This is a genomic window from Sorangium sp. So ce1335, from assembly GCF_051521615.1.
Lineage (GTDB): Bacteria > Myxococcota_A > Polyangia > Polyangiales > Polyangiaceae > Sorangium.
The window spans coordinates 10,602,380-10,619,706 of record NZ_CP150363.1 but is presented as its reverse complement, the minus strand read 5'-3'; the positions used below and the strand labels follow the sequence as shown (position 1 = coordinate 10,619,706).

The following is a 17,327-nucleotide window of genomic DNA, read 5'->3' as shown; positions in this document are numbered from 1 at the left end:
GGCTCTCGAGTCCAGGCTCCTCCCACTTTGCTGCGAAAGGCTACCCATCCCAAGGGCAGGTCAGCCACTTCCGTTACGCTCGGATCCATAGCGACGATCTCCTTCAGATGAACGATCCGGCCATCGCCTGGGTCGTTGGTTGTTCCACATAAGAATTGCCATCCGCCGTCGTCCGCGTCATGGGATATCATGAGAACTGGGGCCCCCGTTAGGACTGCCGCCGTTGTGATAACGCCGAGGCACGGATCCTCTTCGAAGCCTAGGTGATTCACTTGGATCCCTTCTCCAGGTTGCAGTTGCGGCATAGAAGTTGTCCATTATCAATGGTGCCGGAGCCTCCCTTTGACCGGGAGGTCACGTGATCAACATGCCCTTCATTGTTGGGCGGAGTTACGGATTTCGTGTGCTTCTGAGGTTTGACAACGTCGGCGCCACAGTTGTCGCACTTGTTGACCCCCCTATGCACTGCCGCGTTCTGTTTCCATATCTCGTCCTTTCCGGCCTTCGTAAATGGCTGTGCAGGTCGGCTTCCGGGCGCGCCACCCCGCGCGGCGAGCGCTGCGCCCTGCGAGCCCGTACCGCCAGATCCTTGCGACATCAGCGCCTGCGAGAGCCCCTGGATCCCCGCCGCGATGTTCCCGATCCCACCGACGACGAGCCCGGTCGACACAACGATCGCAGGCGCACCGATCGCGGCGCCGATTCCGGTGGCGCTCGTGATGCCCCCGAAGACCTCCCCCGTCAAGCCGCCGATCGTCAGGGCCAGCCCACCCACGATCTGCCCGATGGCCAGCCCCATCCTGGCTTCCGGCGTCCCATGGGCCAGCACGCCCGCGGCGTCCAGCAGCCCATGCCCGAGGCCGGCGAAAGGAACCGCCCCGAGCAACAGCCCGGCGATGAACCCTCCCTCCACCTGGACGTAGGGGTTGTGCGACCAGTCGATCGGCGCCGTGGTCACCGGCTGCGGCACATACCCGGACGCGCTCCCGGTCGTGCTCACGTCGACCGGCGGCGTGGCGCCGCCCGTCTCGGCAGCCATGGTGTTCGTATCGGCACCGGAGCGCGCCCCGTGCTTCGGGACCGGAAGGACCAGCTCGATCTCGATCGGCGGTAACCCGAGCTCGTCCGAAGTGAACTCCGCGCCAGCCGGCAGCGGTGCGTGAGCCCCGTCCCTCGGGAGCGCTTCCTGCAAGCCGCCTGGGTCGACGAACGCGAGCGGGTTGTTGAGTACGTAGCTGTATGGATTCCAGCTCTGGCCGAAGAACGGGAGGGAGATGATCGGGTCCGTGGTCAAGAACCGCCCGATCCTCGGATCGTAGATCCTGCCCTTCATGTTCACGAGCCCGAGCTCGTCGTCGCTCTCGTGCCCGGTGAACCCGTGCGTCGTCTTGCTGGTGAACGACGCCGGCACGGGCTCTCCCCACGCGGGGTTCCTGCGCTGCCCGAACGGATCGTAGCTCCGCCGTTCGATCACGTCGCCGTTTTCGTCGGTGAGCGCGTCGACCGAGCCGAGGTGGTCGACATGCATGTACCGCGTGCCGTCGTTCGCGCCTCCCCGGGTGACGATCGCCACGACCCGCTCGGGCGAGTGGATGTAATACCGATGCTCCACGGCCCCCGATGCCGCATCGGTGACCCGCTCGACCAGGTCGCCGAAGTAGAGCGTCTCCTTTTCGGGTGTCGTCTTGCGGATCCGCCGCTGGTCGCCGTCGTAGGCGAACGTGACGGTGCTCGCGCCCTGCGTGATGCGCTCTGGCAGGTCGAACGGCGTGTAGCGCACGGTCGTGCCGTCGGGGCGCGCGATCTGGTTGCCCACGGCGTCGTAGGCGAAGCTCCCCGTGCCCGCGCCGGTCACCGCGTGCGGGTGCAATGGATCGTCGTAGGACAGCGTTCCGACGTCCGACTTGAAGGTGAGATTGCCGTTCGGCGCGTGGTCGTAGCGGAGCGCGCAGGGCGCCGCGGCGCTCTCGACCCCGCTGAAGTACGCGCACGTCAGCCGCTGGAGCGCGTCATACCGAAAGCGCTCCGTCGTGTTCCGGGGCTGGAGCGCATCGGTGCGGCGTGTGAGGTTCAGGAGGTCATCGTACCCGTAGTCCAGGTCTTGTACCTCGGCCGCCCCGCTCTGCGTCACGACGTTCCGAAGGCGCTGCTTGTCGGCGTGGTAGCCCCGTGTCGTGACCGCGCCGTTGCCGAACACCTCCTCTCGAAAGCGCCCCGCGTCGTCCACGTCGGTCAAGCGCCAATACGTAGCCTTCGTCCGGCTGTCGCGCACCGCGAGCACGTGGCCGTGCGCGTCGTGGTCGTGGGCGACGACGAACGACGCCGCACCGGCCGGCGTCGGATACGTGACCGTGTCGATACGGCCGAGATCGTCGTAGCCCAGCCTGGCTTCCAGGGGAGCGCCCTCGCCGTCGAGGCGAAGCGTGATCGTCTCGAGCTGGCCGAGGCGGGTGTACCCGTACGTCTTCTCACCTTCGGGGCTCGCGAGCGCGTGGAGCTCGCCAATCCCGTGCGCCGCGGTGTCCCAGGTCCACTTCGTCGTCCGACGCTCGGCGCCGAGCCGGTCCACGCGCGTGTCGGGCCGCCCAAGCGCGTCGTACTCCCACGCGGTCTCGCGCCCGAGCGCATCGGTCGACGAGATCAGCTCGCCGAAGCCGTCATGGACCGAGCGCGTCGTGCCCCGATCGGGGTCGTCGAGCTGCCGGACGCGACCGAACCCGTCGCGCGTCATGCGCGTCACCGCGCCGCCGGGATCGGTGACCGTGTGCAGCAGGCCGAACGGGCCGTAGCTGTAACGGGTGATCCCGTCGGCTGCATCGGTGATGGCTTTCGTCCGCCCCAGCGGATCCTGCTCGGTCACGGTCACGTGGTCGAGCGCGTTGGTGACGCGCACGAGCAGGCCATCGTACTCGGTCGTCGTGACCGCGTTCCACGGCGTCGTGTGGCGCACCTCGCGGCCCACGGCGTCGTGCTCGTAGCGCTCGTACAGCCTCTCGCGCTCGGGCGTATCTTCGCTGACCGGCACCGAGCGCCGCGCGATGCGCTCGCCCAGCGCGTCGTACCCGATCTCTTGCAGGATGCGCTTCGTCTCGCCCGAGCCCTGCGCCGGCTCCGGCCCGTACCACCACCACCGGATCGGGCGACCGAGGCTGTCGAATTCGACGGTATCGTCGGCGCCGCCGGTCGTGGTGCTCCGCTCCATCACGCGCCAGGCGTCCTGGTTCGGGCCGCCGTCCTTGGTGCGCGAGAGCGCGATCGCCGTCGTGGTGCCGTCCGGACGCCTCTCGACGCCGAGGCGGCCGAAGCCGTCATACAGCCACGCCGTGACGCGCTGATTCGGGTCGACCCGCTTGAGGAGCACGCCCAGCGCGTCGTCGTACGCCACGATCGTCGTATGCCCGGCCGCGTTCACGTACCTCTCGGGGAACATTCCCTCGTCGTCGAGCTCCGTGCTGGATGTCCGCCGGTGGTCGAAGGCGTCCTCCGCCGTGATGGCTGTGATGTTGCCGAAGTCGTCGCGCGTGGCGGTCAGCTTCAGCTTCGTGTCGGGCAGGCCGTCGTCGCTCTCCGTGGATTCGGTGTCGACCTCGCCGTAGATCGTCGTGGTCCGCGTGAGGATCCGGCACTGGGAACTACCCGCCGCCGCGCTACACTCCTTCTTCGTCTCGAGCTGGCCGAGGACCCAGCGCTCGGTGTCGTTCTTGAATGTCCGCGTGACGTTGAAGGTGAGATCGACGCCGCCCGTCGCGACCTCCTCGGCGCGCACGTTGCCGAACGCGTCGAAGTCCGTCACCTTCGACACCGAGTCCTGCAGCAGCGTCGCGCCGCCGCCTCCGGCCTCGACCTGCCGCACGTACGTCTCGATCGCGGGCGGCTGGCCGCTCGGGGGCGGATAGATCCCTTGCGCTCGCCTCAGACGGCGCTCGGTCGGCAGCGTGAAGTACGTCGCGCCGTCGTTCGTGGGGACGAGCGTCCGCTGCACGTCGAGGAGCGCGAGCTCGATCTGCTCCGGCCTGGGCTGGGTCGGCAACCCTGGCGCCCAGCGCCACGTCCGCGCGACGCGCCCTGCGAAGGGAAAGACCTGGAGCTCGTCGTCGTACGTGACGTTGTCGTAGACCTCGAGCGCCGCGGCGCCCGTGTCCAGATCGGTGACAATCCGCTCCCCGAACCCGAGAAACCCTCTGCCCAGCCGGTGGTAGCGCCCGTCGCGGTAGCTGACCTCGAGGCGCCGCGGTCGATCCGCGCCGTTGTTGAGCGCGTACGCGCTGACCACTCGCCGAGGCCCCACGACGCAGCGGCGCGGATAAGCGCAGTCGTTCGCCGCGCCGGAGCGCGCGAGGTAGAGCGGGCTCTCCCGCGCCGGGTCGTCCGCGCTGCCGCCCTCCTCCGCCGCGACCGACGCGTCCGTCAGGTGCCCGTACGTGATGCTCACGTTGGGCACGAAGCCCGGCTCGGACGGCTCGTGGGCGTTCATGCCGTCGGAGATCGCGACCAGCAGATCCTGATCGGCCGCGAGGCTCTCGAAGAGGGTGAACGCGCCGCCGAGCGTCATGACCACGTCCTGGGCCCCGTCACCGTTGACGTCGCCGGTGCGCGGCCCCCGTGGATCGGCGAGCGTGACCGCATCGCCGAGGCTGGCCTCGAACGGCACCTGCGGGTCGACGAGCGTGAACGGGGGCCCATCGCGATCGCCGGTGGCCAGCAGGACGGCCCACGACGGCAGCGCATCGGAGCCGCCCGGCAGCATGCCCGGCGGGACGGCCATGAGAAGATCCTGCCGCCCGTCGCCATTGAAGTCGAGCGGAACGGCGAGCCGGAAGAACGCGTCCTGATCCGGGAAACCCAGCAGATCGCCGAAGCTGAACGCGTCGACGGTACGGAACGGTGAGGCCACAAAGGTCGGCCCCGTATTGAAGTAGGTTGTGAGCTGGTCGTGGCCGGATCCGGATTCGACGGCATCGGGCAAGCCGTCGCCGTTCGCGTCGAGAAAGACGACCCGGCCCCCGGGGCCCACGACAGGGAGTTCGGTGTCGAGCACCTCCCAGCGCCCATCGCCCCGGCGCATGATCGCGTCGTAGCTGGCTCCGGTGAGGACCGTCCCGTCACCGAACCGCCTCAAGGACGGCACGATGAGATCGATCTTGCTGTCGGCGTCGAGATCGAGCGTGTGGAATTCTGTATCGCAGGGATAGCCGATGAGCAGATCGATCGATTCGCCCGTCGGGTCGAATCCCGCGGGCGTCGCGCCACGCGCAGGCCGCCAGAGATGGACGGTCCACGCCGCAGAGAGCGGGAGCGGAGCGTGCCCCGCGCGGTCGTGATCCTCGCACTGGATCAGATCCGGCACGCCATCGCCGTCCAGGTCGGCGAGGTGCATCGACGCGCCGGGGCTGCTCAAGCTGGGCGGCGCAGGCGTGCTCTTCAGCGGAAAGGGCCTGCGGATGCCCGTGTCATGGAGCGCAAAGGTCCAGTCGGGCCGGGACAGGATCACATGCCATGTGACCTCGGCACCATAGACGTCGTGGAGCAGGACATCCATCCGCCCATCGTCGTCGTAGTCCAGGACCGTCCCGAGTTCGGGCTGAAGAAGGGCCGGATCGGACGGCCCGATCGGATCGGCGACGGTGGGCCAATCTTCGAGGAAGGCGAGCTCCGCCGGTGCGAGAAAGCCCGGCGGGGCGCGGGGCCCGAGGTTTCGCGCCACCCACCACGCGGTGATCGGGTTCGTCGGTGTGCTGAGCGCCGCGGCCATGTCCGGAATCACGAGGTCGTCGCGCCCATCGCCGTCGACGTCGAACACCATCGGGCTCGCCCTCTCGGAGACCGGCTCGTCGATGCCCGTCGTGATCCGCTTGAACCCGGGCGTGGCGCGGTTGTAGCGAAACCGCGTGGCGGGCTTGCACACCCCGTCGCTCGCACACTCCTCGACCTGCGTCAGGAGCGTGCGGTGCGTCGCCGGGCTGAGCTCGTAGCCGAACCCGTAGCGCCGGACCAGGGTATCGCCCGGGCCGAGCATCTGGATCTCGTCCAGGCGAAGCGAGCGCTGGAGCGCCATGCCGCCCGAATAGCCGGTACGAATGGCGGCCGGATCCTTCGTCCCGTACAGGAAGCGCACCGCCCGCGAAGGAGCGAGCGACGGCGTGCCCTCGAAGCCCGTGTAGCGGATCTCGTCCACCGCGTACTCGGCGGCATGGCCGTCCTCCGTCTCAGCGACGCAATACGCGTACGTCACGGCGTTGCCGCGCCCGTCGCGGACCTTGTTCGCGAGCCACGCGCGCGCGGCGCCGCCCCGCGCCAGCGGCTTGCTGCCCTCGGTGCGCCCGTACTCGACGACGCGGCCGTCGGGTAGGTGCGCCTCGAAGTAGAGCGCCTCGGCGGGCGCAGCCGCTTCCGGAGGGTAGTGCCCGACCATCTTGACGAAGGTATCAGGGAACGTCCGGTATTCGATGATCCCGGGCGCCTGGCCCACGGGAACGAGGCGCTGGCCATCGAGGCAGAGCTTGTCCTCGCCGTCGTACCGCACGGCGCGGATCTCCCCGTCCTGCGCGAGCGTGCTCGGACACCGCGTGATCGCGGAGAGCCCTGCGATGGAGAAGCCGGCGCCGAGCACGCCGTCGCCCGCATCGCTGCGGTAGACGAGCTGGAGCCGAGGTCCCATGCCCGCGCGGGAGGGCACGGTGGTCAAGTCCATCGTGTACACGGCTTCCCCGGTGCTCGAGATGGAGAACGTCCCCGGAATGGTGCCGGCGGCGACGGTCTCGACTTCCGGCGCGGGGCGGGGCGTCGCAGGGCCGTGCGCGCCCTGGGGCCGGCAGGCGATGAGGCCATGAGACGGCTCCAGGGGCGGGTCGCCGAAGACGCACTGACATCCCCCTTGAGCGAGCCCGCAAGCGAGGAACATCAAGAGCGGGATGAGCGCCCGGGGCACACATCGAGGAACGATCGCCATCGCAGCCTCCCTCGTCTCGAGGAGGCCATGGCGCGGCGGCCCGAGTCAACCGCTGTTCTGGAGGCGATACCCTCTGCCGATGATGAGCTCAAGGCATTCGTTGGGGCATCTGTGCCCGGCCGGCACGGACGCGCAGCAGGCATTGCGTTGTGTCAAGCCGCCCGGGGGCGGCACGCCGCCGCCCCCGGCTGTGAATGACTGAAGCCAATCAGCTGGGCCGATTCGTCTTGCCGGGCGTCGCCTGGCCGCCGCCCGCGCTCGTGCCCTGGCCGCCCGCCATCTGCGCCGCGGACCCGCCGCCGGTCTTGACCTCGATCGTGCGGCCGCGCTGCTGCTGTTGCGGCAGCTTCATGCAGACCTCGAGCACGCCGTTCTCGAAGCTGGCGTTCACGTCGTCGGCCTGCACGCCCTCGGGCAGCGGGATGGATCGCAGGAACGATCCATAGCTGCGCTCGGTGTAGCTCACGCCCTCGCGCTGCTCCTGCTGCTCCTGCCGGCGCTCGCCCTCGATGATCAGCGAATCGTCCTGGATCTGCACCCGGATGTCGTCCTTCGTCACGCCGGGGAGATCGGCCTTCACGACGAGCTCGCCATTGCGCTCGCCCACCTCGATGTGCGGCGACCAGAGATTGGCGCCGAACGCCGAGAGGCCCCGCCCGCCGCCCTGCTCGGCCATCGGACGAGACTGCCGGAACGGCGAGAGCACCCCGCCAAAGCCGAAGTCGTCGAACATGCGATCCATGTCCTCCATCATCCGGCGCATCATCGAGAGCGGGCTGATGAAGCCGCCCGCTCCTCCATACCGCCCGAGCTGCGCGCCGCCCTGCTGGCGCTGCATTCCCGTGGACTGCCCGCCGGCGCCCTGAGAGGAGGGCTGACCCATCGCCTGGCTGCCGGACCTGCCCTGCTGCGACTTGCCAACGGACACATCTTGACCCGTCTGCTGACGCTGCTGTTCCGCCATGGGAACCTCCTTTCAACCACGTTTCGATGCAAACGCGGTGCCGCGCCGCGAGCGTGAACGGCGCGAGACGGGCTCAGGCCCTCTGCGACGTCACACAGCGAAACGCAGGATGAGCTCGGTGATCCCCGCCCCGACGAGCAGCAGCAGCCCGACGACGAAGCCGATCAGCGTGAACCGATCGTCCCGCCACCGCGGCCTTAACGGCACGATGTCGCGCTCCGGCAGCACGACAGCCCGCATCGTCTGGTGGATCGGCAGCCCGCCCGGCCGCGGCGCGACAGCCACGCTCTGCGGCTGCGCCAGCCCCATGTTGATGAACCGCGTCACCCCCGCGCGGAGCCGGTCGCCCATGCCCGGCAGCGCGCTGCCGATCGCGACGGCGCGGATCCACGGCGCGCGCTCGAACGCGTTCTCCATCGCGATCACCCCGAAGAGCTGCCGCAGCCGCGCCATCAGCGCCCGCACCTCGGCCAGGTGCTGGAACGCCCGCGTCCTCGCCTCGGGCGGATCCTCCGAGCTCACCCGCGCAAGGCAGTACGACTCCAGCCGCGCGTTCAGCCCCTCGAGCTCCTGGAGGATCCGCGGCGCCGTCTTCTCAGGGCTCGTCTCGAGCGGGAGCGCGAAGCCCCAGGGCTCCTCGCGCCCGCGCTCCGCGGTCCACTGGAACACCTCGGCGAACCCCCAGAGCGTGTCGTAGCGCGACAGCACGACGTACGCGGGCACGTCCGCGCGCAGCGCGCGGCCCACCTCGACGAGGTACGCGCGCATGCGGTTCGCGTACGCGTCGAGCCCCTGCTCGTCGAGCTCGATGAAGTCGGCGATGCTCAGGACGACGAGGATGCCGTCGATCGGCTCGCGCTTGCGCGAGGTGCGCAGCTCCTCGCAGAGCTGCGCGAGCTCGGGCGGCTGCCGCCGCGGGCCGACGACCGTCGCCTCGGGCTCGATGAAGAGCGCCTCCCTGGCAAGCCAGTACGAGCACCGCGCCCCGGGCACGCCGATCGCGAGCGGGCCGGCGCTCGGGGGCCACGTGAGGTTCATCGAGCGGATCACCGTCGAGCGCCCCGAGCCGGGCTCGCCGAGCACGAGGTAGCAGGGGACGGCGTAGATGCCCTCCGGGCTGCCCGGGTTCGCCTGCTCGACGAGCGCGTGGACGCTCGCCAGCTCGTAGACGAAGGAGCCGCTCATCCGACCCTTTGGGCGATGGTCCACGCCATCGCCGCCGCGCCGAGGGTCGCCACGAGCGCCGCCAGCGCCCGCCCGACGAGCGCGGACCTCCACAGCGGCACCTTGGGGACGTGCTGGACCGCGACCCCCTCGACGCGCACCGGCCGGAGCACCCCGCCCGTCCAGTCCCGGTCCGGGTCCACACCGAGCTTCAGCGAGAGATCGCGCCGGATCCGCAGGAGGTCGTCGATGTTCTGCCCCGGCAGCCCGTAGCGGCCGCGGAAGCCGAGCCCGAGCACGCAGGCGTAGGTCGCCATCACGGGGAGCGGGCCCTTCCGCACGCGCTCCAGCCGCTCGAAGAACTCGACGCCCGCGTTGTTCGTCATCCACCGCGCGGCCTGGAGCGGGCGCTGGGCCCAGACCGGCCGCAAATCGGGCAGCGACATCGCGACCTCGTCCGCGAACGCGGCGATCGCGAACATGCCGTCGTCGACCGAGGCGTTCGGCATCTCCCGCGCGAGCCTGGACCCCTTGAGCTCCTCGAGGAGCAGGTTCGCCTGCCGCAGCACGTGATCGGCCGGCGGCCGCCGCGGGGACTGGCGGAGCATGCAGAGCCAGAGGAGCATCTCCTCACCGAAGACGCCGATGGAGGTTTCCACGCGGCCGCGAGCTTACGCCAGGCGCGCACCGACCGTCGAGTCGACCCGCGCGCGAGCTCCGTACGACGCGCGCCGGCGACGCGCGGCCGCCCCGGCGCGCGACGGCCGGGTGTCATCGCCGGCGCGCGTCCGCGTCATCGGCCGCACGCGCGCGGCAGGCAGGGGAGGCGCCCTGCGCCGGCGAGCTCCGCCGGTGCACCGGAGCGTCGACATCCGGGGAGGGCCGTGCCTATGCTCCGCCCGCTTCTCGAGCCCCGCTCGAGCACACCCGGGGACGCGCGAACGCGGCCCCCTTGAGGAGAGGTCATGTCGGAGATCCAGAGCGTCATCGCGCGCGAAGTCATCGATTCGCGCGGCAACCCCACCGTCGAATGCGAGGTCACCACGCTGAGCGGCACCGGCCGCGCGGCCGTGCCGAGCGGCGCGTCGACCGGCGAGCACGAGGCCGTCGAACTCAGGGACGGCGACAAGAAGCGCTACCTCGGCAAGGGCGTGCTCACCGCGGTGAAGAACATCGAGACCGTCCTCGGCCCGGCCGTGCTCGGGATGGATGCGCTCGATCAGGCCGAGCTCGACCAGGTCCTCATCAAGGCCGACGGGTCCGCGAACAAGTCGAAGCTCGGCGCCAACGCGATCCTCGCCGTCTCGATGGCCGCCGCGCGCGCCGCCGCCGACACGGTCGACCTGCCGCTCTGGCGCTACCTCGGCGGCGCCGCCGCGCGCGTCCTGCCGACGCCGCTCATGAACATCCTGAACGGCGGCGTGCACGCCGACAACGGCCTCGAGATCCAGGAGTTCATGATCGTCCCCTACGGCGCCGAGTCGTTCGCCGAGGCGCTGCGCACGGGCGCCGAGATCTTCCACACCCTGAAGGGGCTGCTCAAGAAGGACGGCATGGTCACCGCCGTCGGCGACGAGGGCGGCTTCGCCCCGCGCCTGCCGTCGAACCGGGCGGCGCTCGAGTACGTCGTGCGCGCCATCGAGGCCGCCGGCCACCGCCCCGGCGAGGACGTCGGCGTCGCGCTCGACTCGGCGCTCAGCGAGTTCTACGACGCGAAGACCGAGCGGTACACCTTCGACAAGCAGCAGAAGACCCGCGAGGAGATCGTCTCGATCTACGAGGAGCTCAGCAAGGCGTTCCCGATCGTGTCGATCGAGGACGGCGTCGCCGAGAACGACGAGAAGGGCTGGCGCCTGCTCACCGAGCGGCTCGGCAAGAAGGTCCAGCTCGTCGGCGACGACCTCTTCGTCACGAGCCCCGCGCGGCTCGCCAAGGGCATCGAGGACGGCCTCGCCAACGCGATCCTCATCAAGCTGAACCAGATTGGCACCGTGACCGAGACCCTCGAGTGCATCCGCCAGGCGGCCGAGGGCGGCTACCGGTCGATCATCTCGCACCGCTCGGGCGAGACCGAGGACACGTTCATCGCCGACCTCGCCGTCGCGACGAACGCGGGGCAGATCAAGACCGGCTCGGCGTCCCGCTCGGACCGCGTCGCGAAGTACAACCAGCTGCTCCGGATCTCGTACGCGCTCGGCGACGGCCAGATCTTCGCCGGCCGCAAGCCGTTCCGCCGCCCGGGCTCGCAGCGCGCCGCCCAGTGAGGTCGCCCGGCGCTGGCCGCGTGGGCGCGGCCAGCGCTCGGTCGATGTCGTCGATGTCGCTGCGGTCGACGTGAACGACGCAGCGGCGCCGTCGACGTGAACGACACCGTGGCGCCGTCGACGTGAACGACGCCGCGGCGCCGTCGATGTGGGTCGATGTGAACGACGTGGCGAGGCCCCCGCGGCGCGGATCGCGCCGCGGGCCCAGCCTCGCTGCGCTTACCAGCGGTCGCGGCCGCCGCCACCCCCACGGCCACCACGGCCGCCGCCACCGCCGCGGCCACCACCGCCGCCGCCGCCGCCACGGAAGCCACCGCCGCCGCCGCCACCGCCGCCGGGACCGCCGGTGCGCTCGCGCGCCTCATTGACGGTCAGGGTGCGGCCGTCGAGGTCCTTGCCGTGCAGCGCGTTGATGGCCGCCTGCGCCTGGGCATCGCTCACCTCGACGAAGCCGAACCCGCGAGACTGCCCGGTCATCCGATCCGTCATCAACTGAATCGACAGAACCTCGACACCCGCCTGCTCGAACGCGTTGCGAAGGGTGTCTTCCGTCGAATGGAACGCCAGGTTCCCCACATAAAGCCGCTTGCTCATGTCTGCCGCCGATCCCGTTGCACGATCCCCGCATCCCTCGCGACCGGCCCGGATCGTGCCGCGGGCCGTACGCGAAACCGCTCCCCGACGACCGGCCGTCACCCCACGTTCGGAAGAGGCAACCACGTTGCAGCAGGCGGCCGGATCAGAGGTCGAGGACGAACGAGCCTTGAGGCGCTCCGGAAGCTACCGGCCGGCGGCGGACTACGCAAGGTATTCCCCCTGGATGGCCGCGTCTGCCTGGTGATTGTTCGCGCTCGCCGCCCTCCGGCGCGCGCTCGTCGCCCCCGGCGCACGCCTCGCGCCGCCCCGTGACGCCGGCGCCCCCGCAGCGCCCGCACCGGAATGAGCGGTTTTATGCAACACGGACGCAACACCGGACGAACCGAGTGCCGTGTCCTCTCGCGCGCTGCTGGGCTCGGCTCGAGCGAGATCGCGTGAGCACGTCGTCCGCGGGCGGAAGCCTGGCCGACTGTCCTCGATCGCCTCTTCTGGTAGCCTGCCTGTCCGGTGCTCGGACTGGAGGTCAGACCATGAGATCACGCGTGTTCTCCGCGAGGGCAGGCTCGCGCAAGGCGCACCGGGGGGCGCTCCTCCTCGCCTTCTCGATGGCGATCGCGGCGGCCGGGGCGGCGTGCTCGTCGTCCGGCGGCGGCCCGGGCGAGCCTCCGGGCGGCGCGCAGGGCGGCGGCGGCTCCTCCAGCAGCGGCGCGGTGGAGGGGCTCGTCTCGCTGCGGGTCGAGCCGGCCGCCGCCTCGGTCGATCTCGCGTACGGCGAGCGCGCGGCGGTGGAGCTCAGCGCGATCGGCCGCTTCCAGGACGGCGCCGAGCGCGACGTCACCGATCGGGTGACCTGGAGCGCCAACGACCTCTTCGCCCACGTGGACGCCGGTCAGCTGACGACCTCCTCGCCCGGCCTGGTCCGGGTGACCGCCGCGGACGGCTCCGTCGCGGCGAGCGCCGAGGTCACCGTGAGGCTCGCCGGCGAGGTCGCGCTGCCCGGCGCTCCCCCCGGCGCGGGCGAGGCGCTCGGCGGCGCGCCCGCGCCGGCGAGCGCCCCCGCGATCGCCTACCCGCTGGACGGCGCGCTCTTCCCCTCGAACATCGGCTCGGTCGAGCTCCAGGTGCGCCGCGGGAGCGCCGGGCAGCGCGTCGGCCGTGTCGAAATCTCGGGCGATTTCATCGACTTGCGGCTCGTCGGCGCCTGCGACCCCATCCCGGACACCGACGGGTGCGCGATGGCGCTGCCCGCGGATCTCGTCCCGATGCTGGTGCGCGCGAGCGAGGGCGAGGCGATGGAGACGCGCGTGCGCCTCGCCGCCGAGGACGGCAGCGAGCTCGGCGAGAGCGCGGCGATCGACGTCCGCTGGGCGGGCGCGTCGCTCTCCGGCGGCCTGTACTACTGGCGCACGGACGGGACGACGCTCCAGGCGGGGTCCATCTACCGGTACGACCTCGACGACGCGGCGAGCCCGCCCGCGCTGTTCTGGGAGAACGAGCAGTCGCCGCCGCTGCCGAACGGGCAGGAGATGCCGTGCATGGGCTGCCACGCCCTCGCGCTGGCCGGCGACAAGATGGCGCTGACCTTCGGCGGCAGCGGCCCGTCCTCGTTCGCGCTCGTGGACGTCGCGACGGCGGAGATCATCGCGCTGCGCAACACGGATCCCGGCGGGTTCGCGACGATGAGCGCCTTCTCCCCGGACGGCGAGCTGATGGTCAACGCCTTCCGCGGTGCGCTCACGCTCCGCCGGGCCGACGAGACGCTCGAGTCGCTCGGCGACCTGTTCAGCGACCAGCCCGAGCGGCTGACGCAGCCGTTCTGGTCGCCGGACGGCGAGCACCTCGCCTTCGTCGCGTGGCAGCCGGGCGAGAACGGCGCGGGCCCGGAGCTCTACGGCGACACGGTGCGCGGCGCGCAGATCCTGATCGCGGCTTCCGACGGGGCGGGCGGGTTCGAGGCGCCAAGGGCCCTTGTGCCGCGCGAGCAGGACAGGAGCCATTATTACCCTGCCATCTCCGACGACGGCGCGTGGGTCGTGTTCAACACGTCGCGCTGCGACGGTCCGCCCGGCAACGGGGCCTCTGGCAACGACCCGTGCGATTCCTACGACGACAACTCCGCGCGCCTGCGGATCGTCCCCGTCGAGGGGGGCGAGCCCGTCGATCTCGCGCGGGCGAACGGCGACGACACGTGGGCGAACTCGTGGCCGCGCTTCGGGCCGAGCCACGCCACGTACCGCGGAAAGAACATCTACTGGGTCGCGTTCTCGTCGCGGCGCCCCTATGGCCTGCGCCTGCCCGGGTCGAACGACGGCACGTCGAAGCCGCAGCTCTGGTTCGCGGCGGTGACGCTCGCGCCGGGCGGGGCGATCGACGGCGATCCGAGCTTCGCGCCGGTGTGGATGCCCCAGCAGAACGACGACATGGCCGATCCCACCGGCAACCACATCCCGCAGTGGGCCGAGAAGGCGCTGCCCGTGCCGCAGTGACGGCCGGGCGGGGCCGAGCCTGCCCCGGCGCCCGCGGCGCCGGGCGTCTTCAGGCGCGCAGGACGGTCACGTCGCGCCCGGAAGGGGTCCTGGCCTGCTCGAAGCGCGGACGGCGCGCGGCGAGCCCGTCGCGCGCATCGAAGATCACGAGCGTGCCGCGCCGGAGGCGCAGGCGCTTGAGGTACTCGTCGAGCTGGGAGAGCCCGCGGCCGAGCGGGTCGCGCTCCCCGCGGCGCCACACCTTGAGCTCCATGGCCCGCCGCTGGATCGCGCGGGTGCCGTCCGCCTTGCGGTAAGGAAAGCGCACGAGGAGGTCGATCCGGCCGCGCCCCACGCCGTACTCGCGGTCGATGGTCCCCCCGCCGTTGACGATGCGCTGCAGGAAGGCCATCAGCACGAGCTGCGGCGCGACCTCGGGGTAGGGGACGCCGGCGGACAGGATCTCGCCGTGCTCGCTCCAGAACGCCGCGAACGCGCGAAGCAGCCGTCTCCAGGCCAGGCGGCCGTCGGGCAGGAGGAAGCGCGAGGGCTCGGCCGGGATGCGGGCCTCGACAGCGGCGCCGAGGACCCGCGCGACGACCTCCTGGTAGATGGGGTTGGCGATCCGCAGCGGCTTGTCCGGCGCGATGAGGCCGAGATCCCGGGCATACGACAGATCGTCCGCGTAGCTGTCGCCCCCGCCCTCGTAGGTGCCGGCGAGCACGGGCTCGATCACCCGCCGCACGCGCGGCTCGACGAGCCTGTGGGCCAGCGAGTCGAGGTGCGTGGCGCGCGCCAGGATCAGCCGCTCGGTGGCGATCTCCACGTGCTTTCCCTCGATCGGCTCCTCCGCCGGCACGGCCATCTTCTCGACGATCTCCCGGCCGAGCGCGTTGACGAGCCAGGGTTGTCCGGTCGTCGCCTCCCAGGCCCGGGACACGCTCTCTGCCGTGAAGACCTGCCCCGTGTCCTCCGTGTGCTGGGCATAGAGCTCGGCGAGCTCCTCGCGCGTGAAGTCGCCGACGCGAACGGACTCCAGCTTGATGTTGAACGGGCTCGCGGTGCCCAGCCGGTCCGGGTCGCCGCCGCTCGCGGCCTTGTACTCGCGGACGTCGCGCAGCCCGCACAGGATGACCGAGGAGGGGAAGGCGTGCGGCCGCTCGGCGTAGCCGGAGCGGAGCTGCCGGAGCACGCTGATCAGGCTCTGTCCGCGCAGGGAGTCGATCTCGTCGAACATCAGGACGAGCGGCCTCGGGCAGCTGCGCGCCCAGGCGGCGAGCAGGCCGCCGAGCACGCTCCCCGGCGGGGATGGCGGCGGCTCCGGTGGCCTCAGCTCCGGCGGCAGCGCGCTCTCCGCCTTGCGCGCCATGTCGGCGAGGACGAGCTGCTCGGCGGCCCCGTAGTCGTCGCCGGCCGCCTCGCCCGCCTCGCAGGAGAAGAGCAGCGCGGCGTACGCGCCCGATGCGGTCAGCCGCGCCGCGAGCGAGCGCAGCGCCGTCGTTTTCCCGGTCTGGCGGGGGGCGTGCACCACGAAATACCCCCGCTGCTCCACGAGAGAAGGCGCCTCTGGCAGCCGCCGCTCCGCCGGAATCATGTAGTGCCAATCCGGGCGACAGGGGCCGGCCGTGTTGAAGCGACGCTTCATGCGCCGGAGCATGGTCCAGCCGCGCGTCCGCCCGCAAGCCGCCGCGCCGGGGGAGCGGCGGCCGGTTCCGTCTCAGGCGGCGCGCGCCGCGGCCACGGCGGCGCGGGGCTGCACGACGCCCCAGCCCTGCCGCTCGAGCGCGATGCCGGGCAGCCCGCGCGCCGTCTTCATCAGGATGCGCCGGCACTGCTGGGGCGTGAGGCGCGGGTTCGCCTCCAGCATCTGCGCCGCCACGCTGCTCACGATCGGCGCGGCGAAGCTCGTCCCGTCCACGTGCTTGTAGTGGCCGGAGATCACCTTCTGGTCGCGCAGCTTGGCCGCCGCGAGCTGGCGCACGAGGTACGGCTCGCGCCCGGCGACGGCGTCGAGGTCCGGATCGACGCCCGCGTGCTCGACGAGCAGCCCCGGCAGCTCCTCGTCCCGCGCGCCGTCGAGCAGCGACAGGAGCTGCGCCTGCGCCGCGGTCGGCGTCCCGGGCAGGATGGGCGCGGCCAGCCAGATGGCCGGCGCGATGAGCTCCGGCTTCTGCAGCCCGTCGACGGTGAGCCCGTACGACGAGTGGTAGTTCCACGTCTGCTCCCCGGCGCCGCCGTCGTCGAGCCCGCCGACCGCGATCACGCTCGGCGCGCTGGCCGGCGGGAGGACGTTGTGCGCCGCATCGTGCCCGGCGTTGCCCGCCGCCGCGACGACGACGATGCCGTGCCGGCTCGCGTCGTCGGCCGCGCGCGAGAGGCTGCCGGTCAGGTACGACTCCTCGTAATCGCCCCCGCACGAGATGTTGAGCACGCGGATCCCGTACTCCTCGCGGTGCGCGATCACCCACGCGATCCCCCGGCGAATGTCGTCGTGCACGATGCGGTGCGCGGAGCCGACCTTGACCAGCACGACGTCCGCCTCCCAGGCGAGGCCGCGGAAGCGCCCGTCCGAGAGCGCGCCGTTCCCCGCGGCGACGACGGAGGTCATCATCCCGTGCCACGACGACACGTCGGGGCTCTCCAGCGCCGCGAGGCCCGCCTCGGGGGCGAAGAGGTCGTGGTAGGCGAGGATGCGGCTCCGGGGCGTGACGAGGTCCGGGTGCGCGTAGAAGCCGGAGTCGAGGAAGGCGATGGTGACGCCCCGGCCGGCGTAGCCGGGGTCCGCGTGCAGCCGGTCCGCGATGGGCAGGATGCGGCGGGGATCGAGGTGGCTCGGAGACATCGGCGCGATGCTACCGCACGGGCCCGCCGACCGAGGTCCCCGCGCGCGCCGAGGAGCGGCGCGGAGACGAGCCGGACGCGAC

General features: G+C 71.3%; 9 protein-coding genes. 2 read left to right on the top strand and 7 right to left on the bottom strand.

Annotated features, from left to right (window positions below; genetic code table 11):
* Positions 1-268 precede the first annotated feature (268 nt).
* The 4 genes from WMF24_RS39705 to WMF24_RS39690 all read right to left on the bottom strand — a co-directional run bounded on the left by WMF24_RS39705 (position 269) and on the right by WMF24_RS39690 (position 9,736).
* Positions 269-6,949 (bottom strand): RHS repeat-associated core domain-containing protein, encoded by a 6,681-nt coding sequence (locus WMF24_RS39705; RefSeq protein ID WP_437732665.1) that lies wholly within the window; start codon positions 6,947-6,949, stop codon positions 269-271.
* A gap of 208 nt (positions 6,950-7,157) precedes the next feature.
* Positions 7,158-7,913, bottom strand: coding sequence for an Hsp20/alpha crystallin family protein (locus WMF24_RS39700; protein ID WP_437732664.1), 756 nt, complete (start codon positions 7,911-7,913; stop codon positions 7,158-7,160).
* Between the two features lie 90 nt (positions 7,914-8,003).
* On the bottom strand, positions 8,004-9,098 hold the full coding sequence (locus tag WMF24_RS39695; protein ID WP_437732663.1) for a type VI secretion system protein: 1,095 nt from the start codon (positions 9,096-9,098) through the stop codon (positions 8,004-8,006).
* Positions 9,095-9,736: a DotU family type IV/VI secretion system protein gene (locus WMF24_RS39690; protein ID WP_437732662.1), complete on the bottom strand. Its 642-nt coding sequence runs from the start codon at positions 9,734-9,736 to the stop codon at positions 9,095-9,097. The genes WMF24_RS39695 and WMF24_RS39690 overlap by 4 nt, the downstream gene beginning before the upstream one ends.
* A gap of 306 nt (positions 9,737-10,042) precedes the next feature.
* Here WMF24_RS39690 and eno point away from each other — a divergent pair, with 306 nt between their 5' ends.
* Complete coding sequence (gene eno, locus WMF24_RS39685; protein WP_437732661.1) at positions 10,043-11,341, top strand: phosphopyruvate hydratase; 1,299 nt, start codon at positions 10,043-10,045, stop codon at positions 11,339-11,341.
* A gap of 219 nt (positions 11,342-11,560) precedes the next feature.
* Here the strand turns inward: eno and WMF24_RS39680 are convergent, their stop codons facing one another.
* On the bottom strand, positions 11,561-11,935 hold the full coding sequence (locus WMF24_RS39680; protein ID WP_437732660.1) for an RNA recognition motif domain-containing protein: 375 nt from the start codon (positions 11,933-11,935) through the stop codon (positions 11,561-11,563).
* A 533-nt stretch (positions 11,936-12,468) separates the two neighbouring features.
* On the opposite strand from WMF24_RS39680, the gene WMF24_RS39675 reads away from it, so the two are divergent.
* On the top strand, positions 12,469-14,424 hold the full coding sequence (locus WMF24_RS39675) for a hypothetical protein (protein ID WP_437732659.1): 1,956 nt from the start codon (positions 12,469-12,471) through the stop codon (positions 14,422-14,424).
* A gap of 49 nt (positions 14,425-14,473) precedes the next feature.
* On the opposite strand, the gene WMF24_RS39670 is transcribed toward WMF24_RS39675, so the two are convergent.
* On the bottom strand, positions 14,474-16,048 hold the full coding sequence (locus tag WMF24_RS39670; RefSeq protein WP_437732658.1) for an ATP-binding protein: 1,575 nt from the start codon (positions 16,046-16,048) through the stop codon (positions 14,474-14,476).
* A 72-nt stretch (positions 16,049-16,120) separates the two neighbouring features.
* Positions 16,121-17,245 (bottom strand): S8 family serine peptidase, encoded by a 1,125-nt coding sequence (locus tag WMF24_RS39665; protein WP_437732657.1) that lies wholly within the window; start codon positions 17,243-17,245, stop codon positions 16,121-16,123.
* Positions 17,246-17,327 lie beyond the last annotated feature (82 nt).